16 protein-coding genes are annotated in these 12,994 nt (G+C 62.6%); 10 read left to right on the forward strand and 6 right to left on the reverse strand.

Features of this window, described 5'->3' with window-relative positions; genetic code table 11:
* The first annotated feature begins 14 nt into the window (after nt 1–14).
* The 3 genes from NKH78_RS01195 (at nt 15) to NKH78_RS01205 (ending at nt 3,620) form a co-directional block, all read left to right on the forward strand.
* On the forward strand, nt 15–2,012 hold the full coding sequence (locus NKH78_RS01195; RefSeq protein ID WP_352751904.1) for an ABC transporter ATP-binding protein/permease: 1,998 nt from the start codon (nt 15–17) through the stop codon (nt 2,010–2,012).
* A 258-nt stretch (nt 2,013–2,270) separates the two neighbouring features.
* Nucleotides 2,271–2,744: a VOC family protein gene (locus tag NKH78_RS01200; protein WP_352450557.1), complete on the forward strand. Its 474-nt coding sequence runs from the start codon at nt 2,271–2,273 to the stop codon at nt 2,742–2,744.
* Nucleotides 2,745–2,825: 81 nt separating this feature from the next.
* Nucleotides 2,826–3,620 (forward strand): class I SAM-dependent methyltransferase, encoded by a 795-nt coding sequence (locus NKH78_RS01205; protein ID WP_352506713.1) that lies wholly within the window; start codon nt 2,826–2,828, stop codon nt 3,618–3,620.
* 33 nt (nt 3,621–3,653) lie between these two features.
* Here the strand turns inward: NKH78_RS01205 and NKH78_RS01210 are convergent, their stop codons facing one another.
* On the reverse strand, nt 3,654–4,547 hold the full coding sequence (locus NKH78_RS01210; RefSeq protein WP_352506712.1) for a transcriptional regulator GcvA: 894 nt from the start codon (nt 4,545–4,547) through the stop codon (nt 3,654–3,656).
* A 204-nt stretch (nt 4,548–4,751) separates the two neighbouring features.
* Here NKH78_RS01210 and NKH78_RS01215 point away from each other — a divergent pair, with 204 nt between their 5' ends.
* The 5 genes from NKH78_RS01215 to NKH78_RS01235 all read left to right on the forward strand — a co-directional run bounded on the left by NKH78_RS01215 (nt 4,752) and on the right by NKH78_RS01235 (nt 7,885).
* Nucleotides 4,752–4,937, forward strand: coding sequence for a DUF1127 domain-containing protein (locus tag NKH78_RS01215; protein ID WP_352506711.1), 186 nt, complete (start codon nt 4,752–4,754; stop codon nt 4,935–4,937).
* 73 nt (nt 4,938–5,010) lie between these two features.
* Nucleotides 5,011–5,496, forward strand: a complete 486-nt coding sequence (locus NKH78_RS01220) for a VOC family protein (RefSeq protein WP_254819234.1) — start codon at nt 5,011–5,013, stop codon at nt 5,494–5,496.
* On the forward strand, nt 5,493–6,257 hold the full coding sequence (locus tag NKH78_RS01225) for an SDR family oxidoreductase (protein ID WP_352506710.1): 765 nt from the start codon (nt 5,493–5,495) through the stop codon (nt 6,255–6,257). The genes NKH78_RS01220 and NKH78_RS01225 overlap by 4 nt, the downstream gene beginning before the upstream one ends.
* Nucleotides 6,258–6,492: 235 nt before the next feature.
* Entirely contained in the window at nt 6,493–6,927 is a 435-nt protein-coding gene (locus tag NKH78_RS01230; RefSeq protein WP_352506709.1) for an FKBP-type peptidyl-prolyl cis-trans isomerase, read from the forward strand.
* 280 nt (nt 6,928–7,207) lie between these two features.
* Nucleotides 7,208–7,885, forward strand: coding sequence for an HAD family acid phosphatase (locus NKH78_RS01235; protein ID WP_352506708.1), 678 nt, complete (start codon nt 7,208–7,210; stop codon nt 7,883–7,885).
* A 49-nt stretch (nt 7,886–7,934) separates the two neighbouring features.
* Here NKH78_RS01235 and NKH78_RS01240 read toward each other — a convergent pair whose 3' ends face one another.
* Nucleotides 7,935–8,915 carry a quinone oxidoreductase family protein gene (locus NKH78_RS01240; protein ID WP_352822115.1) on the reverse strand — a complete coding sequence of 327 codons (981 nt, stop codon included), beginning with the start codon at nt 8,913–8,915 and terminating at the stop codon, nt 7,935–7,937.
* Nucleotides 8,916–9,013: 98 nt separating this feature from the next.
* On the opposite strand from NKH78_RS01240, the gene NKH78_RS01245 reads away from it, so the two are divergent.
* On the forward strand, nt 9,014–9,406 hold the full coding sequence (locus NKH78_RS01245) for a winged helix-turn-helix transcriptional regulator (protein WP_352646532.1): 393 nt from the start codon (nt 9,014–9,016) through the stop codon (nt 9,404–9,406).
* 75 nt (nt 9,407–9,481) lie between these two features.
* Here NKH78_RS01245 and NKH78_RS01250 read toward each other — a convergent pair whose 3' ends face one another.
* Nucleotides 9,482–10,087, reverse strand: a complete 606-nt coding sequence (locus NKH78_RS01250; protein ID WP_352477902.1) for an NADPH-dependent FMN reductase — start codon at nt 10,085–10,087, stop codon at nt 9,482–9,484.
* A 90-nt stretch (nt 10,088–10,177) separates the two neighbouring features.
* Between NKH78_RS01250 and NKH78_RS01255 the strand changes: the two genes are divergently transcribed.
* Nucleotides 10,178–10,546, forward strand: a complete 369-nt coding sequence (locus NKH78_RS01255) for a winged helix-turn-helix transcriptional regulator (protein WP_254819229.1) — start codon at nt 10,178–10,180, stop codon at nt 10,544–10,546.
* Between the two features lie 50 nt (nt 10,547–10,596).
* On the opposite strand, the gene NKH78_RS01260 is transcribed toward NKH78_RS01255, so the two are convergent.
* The 3 genes from NKH78_RS01260 to NKH78_RS01270 all read right to left on the reverse strand — a co-directional run bounded on the left by NKH78_RS01260 (nt 10,597) and on the right by NKH78_RS01270 (nt 12,801).
* Nucleotides 10,597–10,917: a hypothetical protein gene (locus tag NKH78_RS01260; protein WP_352737748.1), complete on the reverse strand. Its 321-nt coding sequence runs from the start codon at nt 10,915–10,917 to the stop codon at nt 10,597–10,599.
* 141 nt (nt 10,918–11,058) lie between these two features.
* On the reverse strand, nt 11,059–11,454 hold the full coding sequence (locus NKH78_RS01265; protein WP_023678380.1) for an acyl-CoA thioesterase: 396 nt from the start codon (nt 11,452–11,454) through the stop codon (nt 11,059–11,061).
* A gap of 231 nt (nt 11,455–11,685) precedes the next feature.
* On the reverse strand, nt 11,686–12,801 hold the full coding sequence (locus NKH78_RS01270; RefSeq protein ID WP_352881629.1) for an MBL fold metallo-hydrolase: 1,116 nt from the start codon (nt 12,799–12,801) through the stop codon (nt 11,686–11,688).
* Nucleotides 12,802–12,994: the final 193 nt, after the last annotated feature.

A 12,994-nucleotide genomic window follows, 5' to 3' on the forward strand; every position in this document is an offset into this window, starting at 1 on the left:
GCCGTTATCGCCGGATGCCCGAGGCTAAATTTAAGCTGAAATCGGTTGACGGCGCCCGAACGCGCGATGCCGAGAAGTCGCGCCGCGAGAAACAATCGACTGTCGAAGTCGCGTCAGAGGTCGTCGGCCAGCCCGCGCCGCCGCCGGATGTCACCGAACCCGATCCTGAGCTGACACCTGAAGAGGCAGAGCGGGCGCGCAAGAGATACCTGCTTAAGCGCTTCTGGATCAGCGCGAGCGGTTACTGGAGCGGCAGTGGCGACAGGGTCGCCTGGCCGTTGACGATCGGGCTGTTGGTCCTGATCGTCGCCAATGTCGGCTTCCAGTATGGGATCAATGTCTGGAATCGCGCAATTTTCGACGCCATTGAGCAACGCAATGCCCACACCGTATATTGGCTGAGCGCCGTATTCCTGCCACTCGTGATCGGAAGCGCCAGCCTTGTGGTGGCACAAGTCTTCTTTCGCATGAGGATACAGCGCCGCTGGCGGTCCTGGCTCACCACCGCGGTCATCGCGCGCTGGCTGGCAAGCGGCCGCTACTATCAGCTGAACCTCGTCGGCGGCGATCATAGCAACCCCGAAGCCCGCATCGCCGAGGATTTGCGGATTGCCACCGAATCGCCCGTCGATTTCATCGCCGGTGTCATCGTCGCATTTCTGTCGGCCTCGACCTTCATCGTGGTGCTCTGGACGATCGGCGGCGCCCTGACCCTGACGATTGCAGGTTCGACCGTCACCATTCCCGGCTTCCTGGTCATCACCGCAGTGCTCTATTCCGCGATCACGTCCACTTCGATGGCGGTCATTGGCCGCCATTTCGTCCACCTCTCCGAGGAAAAAAATCAGGCGGAAGCCGAGTTCCGCTACACGCTGACGCGCGTGCGGGAAAACGGCGAGAGCATCGCATTGCTCGGCGGCGAGGAGGAGGAGCGCAGCGGCATGGACAAGACATTTGCCCATGTGCTCAGGCAATGGGCGCTCCTTGCAGGCCAGCACATGCGCACGGCACTGGTGTCTCAGGGGTCGAGCCTGTTTGCGCCTGTCGTGCCGGTCTTGCTTTGCGCTCCAAAGTTCCTCGAAGGCAGCATGACACTTGGACAGGTCATGCAGGCTGCCTCGGCCTTTGCCATCGTGCAGGGCGCGTTCGGATGGCTGGTCGACAACTATCCCCGTCTCGCCGATTGGAACGCCTGTGCACGGCGCATCGCCTCGCTGATGATGTCGCTCGACGGGCTCGAGCGGGCGGAACAGAGCAACACGCTGGGACGCATAAAGCGCGGCGAGACCGGCGGCGATGCGATGCTCAGCCTGAACAATCTCTCCGTGTCGCTCGACGACGGCACCGCCGTGGTCAAGGAAACCGAGGTCGTGATCGAACCAGGCGAGCGGGTGCTCGTCGCCGGCGAATCCGGCTCGGGCAAGAGTACGCTGGTGCGGGCCGTCGCGGGTCTGTGGCCATGGGGTAGCGGCAGCGTCAACATCCGCGCCGACAGACGGTTGTTCATGTTGCCGCAACGGCCCTACATCCCGACCGGGACGCTTCGCCGCGCTGTCGCCTATCCAGGCGCCGCCGACAACTGGACGCTGGATAAGATCAAGGCTGCCCTCGACAAGGTGGGGCTCGACTACCTCAACGACCGGATCGAGGAGGACGCGCCATGGGACCAGACCTTGTCGGGTGGCGAAAAGCAGCGCCTCGCCTTTGCGCGTCTTCTGCTGCACCGCCCCGATATCATCGTGCTGGACGAGGCAACGTCGGCACTCGATGAGAAGAGCCAGGACAAGATGATGGAGATGATTATTCGCGAATTGCCGAAGGTCACCATCATAAGCGTAGCGCACCGCGCCGAGCTGGAGGCCTTCCACAGCCGCAAGATCACATTGGAGCGGCACAAGGGCGGCGCAAAACTTGTCAGCGATATCGAACTCGTCCCGCGCAAGGACAGACGGAACTTGCTCATGCGCCTTCTGAGGCAACGGCGCGCCAACGGAAAGCCAGCGCGACCTTGAGCAAAGCGGCGCTGCCCTACGCAAAGAGTGAGGCCGCCGGTCGGACCAGGCGGACCATCGCCGGTTCGAGTCACTGCCCGCATCTGGTCCTGAAAGCACCAGCCGTGGTACCTTGATTCCGGGCAGCTGCTGCTGCCGGAACGTCGATGGCACGAGCGCATTTCCATGTCCGGTGCAACGCCGAGGCCAGCTGTGAAAAACCCGGGTTGATTTCAAAAGCCCCGATTGATTTCGAAAGCAAAGGGACCAGCAATGACAATCGCCAAGAACACGATCTGCCTTTGGTACGACAAGGACGCCGAGGCTGCGGCCCGCTTCTATTCCGAGATTTTTCCCGACAGTTCGGTGAAATCCGTCCACCGCGCTCCCAGCGACTACCCGTCCGGCAAGGCAGGCGACGTGCTGACGGTCGAGTTCACGGTCGCCGGCATCCCCTGTCTCGGCCTCAATGGCGGGCCCGCGTTTAAGCACAACGAAGCCTTCTCCTTCCAGATCGCCACCGACGATCAGCAGGAGACCGACCGCTATTGGAACGCCATCGTCGGCAATGGCGGCCAGGAAAGTGCCTGCGGCTGGTGCAAGGACAAATGGGGCATCTCCTGGCAAATCACGCCGCGCGTGCTGACCGAAGCGATGGCCGCCGGCGGCGATGAAGCAAAGCGCGCATTCGAAGCGATGATGGAGATGAAAAAGATCGACGTTGCAGCGATCGAGGCGGCGCGGCGCGGCTGACAGTTCGGGGTTAGCCCGACGCGAAAAGATCAGGGCAGAGCGGCCGGAAATGCTGCCGGCCCACCTCCAGACAGGCGTGCGATGGTGTTGAACTGCGCTGAGTTTTACGACGCCGAACTGCGGCGGCACAACGAGGTATTCAGGGCTGCGGTCAAGGCGGGAACGCGCGATTGCGTGCTCGATATCGGATGCGGTTCGGGACAATCCTCTCGTGATGCCGCCCGTGTCGCGGTGGAAGGGAGCGTGCTCGGCGTGGATGTATCGGCGCAGATGCTCGAGATCGCCCGGAGCCGTAGCGCCGAAGAAGGATTGCGAAACGTCGCCTTTGAGCGCGGCGATGCGCAATTGCTGGTATTTCCGCCTGCCGGCTTCGATCTGTGCATCAGTCGATTTGGCGTGATGTTCTTTGCCGATCCGGCGGCGGCGTTCGCCAATATCGGCCGGGCGATGCGACCAGGGGCACGTCTTGTGTGGATGGTATGGCAATGCCAGGACCGTAATGAGTGGGCAACTGCCATTCAGGGGGCAATTGCGCCGGGGACCGCCATATCGGCGGGCGCCGCCACCCCGTTTTCGCTTGGCGACCCCGCCATCACCGCGGAGATCTTGCGTGCATCCGGTTTTGTTTCGGTCGACTTTGCCGAAGTGCGTGAGCCGGTCTTCTACGGCCAGGACGTCGATGCGGCCTATGACGCTTTGCTTGGCCTGCAACTGGTCAAGGATCCGCTCGCCCGCGCGGATGTGGATGTCGACGCGGCGCTACGGCGGTTGCGCGATCTGCTCGACGCGCACTTGACCGCGGACGGTGTGCTTTTCGACTCGCGCGCCTGGATCATCACCGCAGTTCGGGCGAGCCGACAGTCACCGGGCGATTGACCCGTAGACGATCCTGTTCTCTCGGCCTTCCTGTCAGTCCATTTGCGGCGTGACTTCTGAAAGCAGCCAATCCCTGAAAGCCTTGACCTTGCGCTGACGGATCGCCTCCGGCGGGTAGACGAGATAGAAGCTGGAAGGGGATTTCAGGGCGTGGCCGAAGGGGCGGACAAGCCGCCCGGCGGCGAGGTCGGCCGCAACGAGCATGGTCCGACCCAGCACCACCCCCTCGCCTTGTGCAGCCGACTCCATGGCAAAGGTGGCAGAGTCGAAGGTAATCCCGCTCTGCGGGTCCACGCCCTCGACCCCGGCGCTCGCCAGCCAGGTCGCCCAGTCGATCGGAAAGCTGTCACGGATCAGCGTGTGGTGTCTGAGGTCCTGAGGCGTGCGCAGCGGATGCGCACCCTCAAGAAGCTTTGGGCTGCACACTGGAAACACCTCCTCGCCGGTGAGGAACTCCGACGTGAGCCCCGGATAGTTTCCGCTGCCATAACGGACGGCGACATCGATGCCGTCGCCGAGGAAGTTGGTCAGCTTCCCGCTCGTCGAAACCCGTACATCGATGTCGCCATGCGCACGGTGAAAGCGGTAGAGGCGTGGCACCAGCCATCTCCCCGCGAAGCCATCGGAGGTGCTGACGTTCAGTGTCGAGCTCGAATAGCGGGCCGTTGCCGCAGCAGTGGCGGCGGCCAACTGGTCGAGCACCTCGCGCACCGCCCGCGCATAGGGCTCGCCGACGGCGGTCAGGCTCACCGAACGCGTACCGCGCTCGAACAACTGCACACCGAGCTGATCCTCAAGGTTCTTGATCGCCCGGCTGATCGCACCGTGGGTGACATGAAGTTCCTCTGCCGCCTTGGAGAAACTCAACAGGCGCGCCGCCGCTTCGAAGCTCGGCAAGGTGGTGAGGGGAGGCAGCTTCCGGGGCATGGATCGATACCTATATGTGAGCGATGCTCACACATTGTCGCCGATAAGTCGTTTGTCGTCCAGGCCGGAAGACGGCATGTTTGCTCGCGTATTCAGTCATTCACCGCCGCTGCAAAAGGCGATTTGATGTGACTTATACTCTCGCTGACGAAAGTCGCGGGGCAACTGCTGAAACCAAAACTGCCGCCACTCTGGGAGAGCACCATGAACGCCAAACGAGTTGAACCCATCGTCGACGTCCTGACCGGCATGGCCGGCCGCATCCTCGCCTCGAGCAGCCGGCGCCGGACCGAGCGGCAGATTGCACGCTTCTCGACCCGCCGGCTCGAAGACCTCGGGTTTGCCCGCGACTGGGACGGCTCGGTCTATCGGCCGTCGGACTACCGCTAAGCCTGAATGAAAGCAACAGCGGACAGGCTCTTCGCCAAAAATCGCTGCCGCAAGGAATTAACGGAGAACGGACATGGCCACCATCCACCCATTCCTCTGGTTCAACACCGACGCCAAGGAGGCCCGCGATTTCTACCTCTCGGTCTTCAAGAACAGCAAAGCGCTCCAGACGCTCGAATACACCGACTGGGTGTCCGGAACCAACAAGACGGTCCCGCATGCCACCTTCGATTTCGAGCTCGAGGGTCTGCACCTTACAGCGCTCAATGCCGGGCCGCAGCCGCCTTTCAACGAGCGGCTCTCACTCTACATCGAGACCAGGGACCAGGCCGAGACAGACTACTACTATGAGGCGCTCACCGCCGGCGGCGGCAGGGAACAACCCTGCGGCTGGCTCACCGACAAGTTCGGCGTCTACTGGCAGGTCATCCCGGAAATCCTGCCGCGGCTCAGCGCCGACCCGGACCGCGAAAAGGCCAACCGCGTCCGGCAGGCGATGTACGGGATGCGCAAGATCATCATCGCCGACCTCGAAGCCGCCTACGACGGCAAAGCTTGACCCTCACCGAAATCGCAAACGAATGGAGACCTCCCATGACATCGCTCGTGGACAGGAAAGTCATCGTCATCGGCGGCAGCTCCGGCATCGGTCTCGGCGTCGCGGAAGCTGCTCTCAATTGCGGAGCGAAGGTCGTGATCGTCAGCCGGTCGCCCGCGAAACTGCAGGCGGCCGAACGGACGCTCAATACGGGGCACGTGACCAGCTTGGTTGCCGATATGACCGACGAAGCGGACGTCGCTCGCCTGTTCGAGGAGATCGGTCCCTTCGACCACCTGGTATCGACCGCCGGAACACTGCCGCCCGGCGATCCGATCGGCAGTACCGACATGGAGGCTGTGCGAGGCTTCGTCGACAACAAGCTGATTGGGGCCGTCATGCTCTCCAAGCACGCTGTGCGCACCCTGAAGGCCGGTGGCTCCATGACCTTCACCTCGGGCATCAACAAGGACAAGCCGCCAGTGCCGGGAGGCTCGGTCGTCTCAGCGATTGCCGGCTCATTCAGCTACTTCGCCCGCGCCCTGGCGCTCGAACTGGCCCCGACGCGCGTCAATGTCGTGTCTCCCGGATGGGTCGACACACCGATGTGGGACATTGTTGGAGAAGCCAAATCCAGCTTCTTTGCCGACATGGCTGCCCGGTTGCCGTCGAGAAAAATTCCGACCGCTGCGGACGTCGCCGCCGCCTATGTCTACCTCATGGAAAGCGAGTTCACGACCGGCGAGACAATCCGCATCGATGGCGGCCATAACCTGATCTAGCCGCCATTTGCACGCCGCCTGAATGGGTTGAGTCGGCATGACCCGCTAGTCCGGCGCACTCCTGCCGAAGGCGACGAACGCTGGCGGATCATGCCGGCGTAGCCCAATCGGGGTTTACATCGGCAGCCAGGTCCCTAGTTTTAGCGTTTCGCGCCGCGCACCCGAGTGCGTGGATGATCGAGGACGGGACTGTGAGCTCTGGCCGGCCCCTCGAAACTTTCAAAGGATGGCTATCATGACACAGGCCAAGAATGGCGACACCGTGCGCATCAATTACAATGGCCGCCTGGCTGACGGCACTCAGTTCGATTCTTCCGGCAACGAACCGCTGCAATTCACGTTGGGTGAAGGACAAGTGATCGCCGGTCTCGAAACCCATGTCGAGGGTATGGAGGTGGGCGCGAAAAGCACCGTCACCATTCCCGCCGACGCCGCCTATGGCCCCCACCGCCCCGAAGCGGTGATGACCGTCGACCGCGCCCGCGTGCCAGACAACATCAACGTCGATATCGGCACTCGATTGCAGGTCAGAACCGCAGAGGGGCGCCCGATGCCGGTAACAGTCGTCGGCGTGGACGACACCAGCGTCAAGCTCGACGGCAATCATCCTTTGGCGGGACGGGATCTGGTGTTCGACGTTGAACTGGTCGAGATCGTTCAGGCGGCGTAGGCACGGCAAAGCGCGTAACGGCATGATTTTTCGGGTGACGCATTTCGACCGGCGGTTCCGGCGGTGCGTCACCTGTCGGGGGCAAAGACCGCGACGGCGGAAATCGTGTAGCGTGCAGCAACCCATAGAGACATTCGGCATCTGGAATGTCCAATTCAGCGTCGCAGTCTCGAGGACCTGTGGAAGACCTCGCTTGACAGCCGACTTCTCGTGACTGCAAAGTCTCGTGATGCGGGCGATTGGTTGGAATAGAATTGCGCGTGTCGGGGCAATCGTGCTGATGATCGGCACAAATGTTCCTGGGCCGGCGCGTTCCGACTCGCTCCTTCTCACAAGCCCGTCCCAGCCAGCCAATGTCGGCGATGCGATGCTGGCGGCTGCCAATTATCATGATTCCGGCGACTATGATCGCGACCTTGCCGCTGTGGCGAAGCAGGCAGGCGACTGGGTCGTCAAGCGCGCAATGGAGGTGCCTCGCCCCGCACTGGTGCTCGACATCGACGAGACGGCGTTGGCCAACTGGGAAGTGATCACACGTGACAATTTCGGCCGCCCGATCGGCGGCGCCTGCGACATCGCAATCGACGGCCCCTGTGGCTGGGCCGCCTGGGATCAGCTTGCGAAGGATCCGGCTATCGACCCTGTGCTGGAGGTTTTCCGGCAGGCGCGAACGGCGAAAGTCGCGGTGTTCTTCATCACCGGACGTCCGGAGGACCAACGTCAGGCAACCGAACAGAACCTGCAGTCGGCCGGCTATGCCGGCTATGAGCACCTTTACATGGTCCAGCCTGGGGCCAAATACGGCTCCGCAGCAGATTTCAAGGCACCCATAAGGGCCGAAATCGAAAAGGCCGGCTACACGATAATTGCCAATGTCGGTGACCAGCCATCCGACCTGTTCGGGGGGCATGCCGAGAAGCTGTTCCTGCTGCCTAATCCGTTCTACCGGGTTCGCTGACGGCCTGTACGGCACAAGCCCGGATCCTCGGCTCCTTGCCGACCACCTGCTAAGGTATCAAGACGACCTTGCCGGTTGCGCCGCGCTCCTCCAGCAGGCGGTGTGCGTGGCTGGCCTGGTCGAGTGGGAAGCGGCCACCTTTGGTCACCACAAGCTGACCACCAGCGGCCAGATCGAAAAGTTCCAAAAGGCCGTCACGGAGCCCGTCCGTAGACAGCAACGGAAGCAGGGCAAAACCCCTCAGCGACTGGTTGCGGCCGATCATCGCCTCCATCTCCGGGGCGCCGAGCGCGTATCTGCCAAGGGCGGCAAACACCAGCTCTCCGCAAGGCGCCAGGGCCTCGAGCGCGGCCGCCGTCAGCGGGCCGCCGACGATGTCGTAGATGATGTCGACGCCAGCGCCACCTGTCGCTGCCCGGGCGTGCTCGGGCCAATCCGCGTTGCTGTAGTCGACGGCGGCATCGGCTCCCAGCGACAAAGCAAGATCGAGCTTGGCCTTGCTGCCGGCTGCCGCGATGACACGGCTCGCGCCGGCGCGCTTGGCAAGCTGGACGAGCAACGAACCGACGCCACCCGCGGCAGCGGCGACCAGCACCGATTTGCCGGCCGGCCGGCTTTGCCGCGATAGATGCAGCGCCGTCAGCCCTTGCACCATCAATGCCGTCGCGTCTTCGAACGAGAGCGCATCCGGCAGCGGCACGGCCAGGCTTGCGTCGATCGTCACATACTCGGCATAGCCGCCAAACGGCTGGCTTGAGGCGAACAACGGCGCAGCGACGCGCATGCCGAGCAAGGAAGCCTCCACCCCATGCCCAAGCGCCTCCACGATCCCGGCGGCCTCGACACCAGGGATCATCGGCAGCTGCGGCGTCACCGCATAGCGATCCGCGCGCATCAGCACTTCGAAGAAATTCACCCCGGCCGCATGAACGCGGACCAGGACCTCGCCGGCTTGCGGCTCAGGCTTCGGCACCGCGACTATCTCGAGAACGTCGGCCTCGCCGAAACGGTTCAGTTGAATAGCTCTCATCGCAGGCACCGATTGCTGTTGGCATCGGCCGCTGTTTGCCACTATCTGCCTGGCTTCGACTACACACCGATTTGTCCGCTGCTGACCGGGAGGTGACCATGACCAAGCTGATCAAGAGGCTGCCGATGCTGCCGGCGGAGCGCGCGCTGAAAGTGATTTCGGGCCGCTGGAAGGCCGTCATCCTGTACCATCTCTTCGACAGGCCCCGGCGGCTGTCGGCGCTGCAGGCGCTGATGCCCGGCATTACCCAGAAAGTGCTGATCCAGCAGCTTCGCGAAATGGAAGAGCACGGCCTCGTCCGCCGCGAGATCTTTGCCGAGATCCCCTCGCGCGTCGAGTATTCGGCGACGCGGCTCGGCCTCAGCCTCGAGCCGATCCTGCTGGCACTTTGCAAGTGGGGCCAGCATCACGCCGACGAGCTGAACGAGATGGACCGCCTTGCCGATTGCATCATCAGGCCACGGCAAGCGCAGGACGCCCATGCCGTGTGAAACAAAAGGGGCGGCGCATGCGCCGCCCCAATGCTTGGGAGAATTAATCCTTGGGAGGACTGTTCGAACCTATGCTCAGGCCGCCTTGACTTCCTCGGCGACGGCATCGGCCTGACGCGCCGTCTTCAGCACCCTCGCCCACCATGCAATGTCGTTGACCAGCGCGGTTGCCGCCTGGTTGAGGTGCTCGAACTCGTCGAGCTTCTTGTCGCCTTGCTTGACCGCAAGGAAATCGGCCCAGGAGATGTGTACGGCGGACTTCACCGGCGCCATCTGCAACTCGACCGCATGCAGCCTCAGCTGCTCGACCGCGCGCGCGCCACCGACGCTGCCATACCCGACGAAGCCGGCCGGCTTCTTGTTCCACTCGTTGGCGGCGTAGTCGATGGCGTTCTTCAGAACGGCCGTCGGGCCATGATTGTATTCGGCGGCGGTGAAGATGAAGCCGTCGAATCCGGCGACCTTCTTTTGCCAGCGCTGCGCCACTTCGTTCTGCGACGGCGCCCAGGCGGAGGATGCGACCTCATCGAAGAACGGCAGCGGGAAATCGCGCAGGTCGACGACTTCGACGTCGATATCGGCATGCGACTTGGCGATCCTGGCAATCCATTGGGCCGGCACGTCGGCAAAGCGCGCGGCGCGGGTCGAACCAATGACGATGGCGATTTTGGGTTTTGACATACAGGGGCTCTCCTTACAGCAATACTGGTATCGTTTAGATACCTGAGCTATATGAGTAACCGGCCGCTCAATGTGCAAGGAGGCACTTTTTTGTTACCAAGGCACCCGCACCGCACCGAGGACTGCCGCGCCGTCTCGGAAATCCTGCAGCGCGTCGGTGACAAATGGACTGTGCTCGTCGTTGGCAAACTCGGCAACGGGCCGCTGCGTTTCAACGAGTTGCGCAGCGCGGTCGGCGGCATTTCGCAAAAGATGCTGACCACCACCTTGCGCGGGCTCGAGCGCGACGGCTTCGTCACCCGCACCGTATTCCCGACCATCCCGCCGCGGGTCGACTACGAATTGACCGATCTTGGCTACGAGCTGCTGGTGCCGGTCGATGCGCTTGGCGAATGGGCACGCAAGAACACGGAGCGCGTCAAGGCCGCGCGAGAAAAATTCGACGCCATGCACAGCTGAACCCTTGCGCTGCAAGGGTTTGAAGCTGTCGGGGATGCTCCGGACGAGCCCTACTGCTGTAACTGCATCTTGCTCTTCGGCAGCTTCTCGATCCGGTTCCATTTCGGGTTGGGACTGACCACCTTGCCGCCAATCGTGCAGGTCGTGGTCGTCTCCTTGCGGCAATTGCTCACCGTCGTGCCGCTGGTGTCGCATTTCGTCGCCGAGCAGATCTCGCACTTGGCCGCCTGCCCGTTGATTGTGCGATTTTCCGACGTGCAGGTGGCGCCTGGATCGCCTTTTTTGACCTCGGCAAAGGCGCTTGCTGACGACAGGCAGAGCAAGGCTGCAAAGGCACTCGCCAGGGCAGCGTTCAGCATGTGTTGACGCATTGTCTTTCCTCCCAAGATCCCGTCGGTCGCGCTGCAGGCGCATGCGGGAACCCGTTGGTCAAAGACCATGCGGGATCGCTGCCCGCATCCCCCGCGCGGGAGAGACGGCTGTTTAAATCCGTCTTCTGGAATCAGGCCGGGTCAGCCTTCGGCCGGAACCGCCTTCGGCTTGCCTTCGCCGTCCAGCGCCACCATGACGAAGTCGGCATGGGTGACCTTCTCCATCAGGTCGGAGAGATAGCGCTGCGCCCAGGCCTCGACCTTGAGCGTCATCGAGGTGCGGCCGACGCGTTCGACATGCGTATAGATGCACAGCGTGTCGCCGATCTTCATCGGTTTGGCGAAGGACATTTCCTTCACCGCCGCCGTCACCACGCGGCCCTTGGCGCGCTCGGCGGCGCGGATGCCGCAGGCGAGATCCATCTGCGCCATCACCCAGCCGCCAAAAATGTCGCCTGCCGCATTGGCGTCCGAAGGCATAGCCAGCGTCCTGAGCGTAAGATCGCCGATCGGCCGCCCGTCCGCATAATGCACCATTGGCCAATCCTCTCGAACCGATCGCCCAGACCCCGTACCGTCGCGGCACGGACAGGTCAACGCCATTGAATGGTGTCGCGGCCTGCAGTTCGGGTATCGGTCGACGGTGTTGAAAGGATGCTGTGCGCAGCTAGACGAGCCCAACCAGTAGGATTGCATTCTATGGCCGAGGTGAGAAGGCTGGCGCGCCCGATGGCGCGACAGAACCAAGCCCTCGCCGATAGCCGTGCTTCACAAAGCGGGCCAGGGTGTCGGGACGTAGGCGTAGGCGTTGCCGTCGCGGATGACATGACCGATGCCTGGGAAGGGCAGGTGCATACCCGCGACGAGCAGGCCATCCGCCGACACCATGTCGAGCACCTTCTTGCGCGTGGCGATTGCGGCCTCCTGGTCCACGTCGAAGGCGATTGCCCATTCCGGATGCGCAAATTGCAGCGCGGAGGCGTGGATTACGTCAGTCAAGAGCAGCAGGTTGGCATCACCAGAGCCAATTCGAAGCGCGAGATGCCCCGGCGTGTGTCCAGGCGCAGGCAACGCGCTGATCCCGGGCGCGATCTCGACCTCGCCTTTGATCTTCCGGACCTTGCCATGGTAAGGCAGCAGCGATTTGCGCGCTATTTCGAAGTACGGCTTCATCTGGTCGGGCGCCTTGAACCGTATCCCGTCATCGTGCCAGAAAGCGAATTCCGGCGCGGCAACCACGACCTCCGCTGCCGGGAAGGCGGCCGTGCCGCCAATACCGACAAGGCCGTTGGCATGGTCGGGATGGAGGTGGGTGATGATTATCGTGTCGATTTCTTCCGGCCCGACGCCAGCGGCGGCGAGCGCCTCGGGTATATGTCCCAGTATGGGCCCCAGCGCCGATGCCGTGCCGGTATCGATCAGTACCCGTCTGTCGCCTTTGGTGACAAGGTAAGCATTGACCGAGGTCGGGAGTGGTTTTGGCAGGAATGCCTTTGCCAGCAGCGCTTCGGCGGCAGCGGTATCTGCGGAAGGGAAGAGTTCGAGGCCGAGATTGAGGTAGCCGTCGCTCAGTGCTGTGATCTCGAGGTCGCCGAGCATGAACCTGTGGGCGCTCGCAAGCGAAGCCGGAGACGGGGCGGCGATAGCCGCAGCGTTGCTCCCAAAGAGGCTGATCGGGGGAAGTAGCAGGGCGCCGGCACTAAAGGTGCCGATACCGAACGTTCGACGGTTGATATTCATGGTCTTGTCTTTCGAATTGCAGCTGAAAGCTGGGCGCAGGGTACGGGATCGCCGCAGGGCGGATGCCGACCGCTCGGACCACTCCATGGAAATGGAAGACCTTCGGGCGGGTCGGCGCTGTTCACGGCGAACTCCTTGCGACATCAATAATGCGCCTCATAAACAGCGGGAATAGCGATGGGATGCAGTTAACTGCTGCAGATTAGGCAGCAATCAATTTTCTGCGCCGAGCCGGAGAACGGCGGGGATGCTGAGCGAAATCCCCTTTTCGAACATCACCCGCATGAACTGCAATCTATGATGCGCTAGCGCGCAGTGCAGGCTAGACTGGGCAAGA

Origin of the sequence: Mesorhizobium sp. M0910, assembly GCF_040319465.1 — a bacterium.
Lineage (GTDB): Bacteria > Pseudomonadota > Alphaproteobacteria > Rhizobiales > Rhizobiaceae > Mesorhizobium.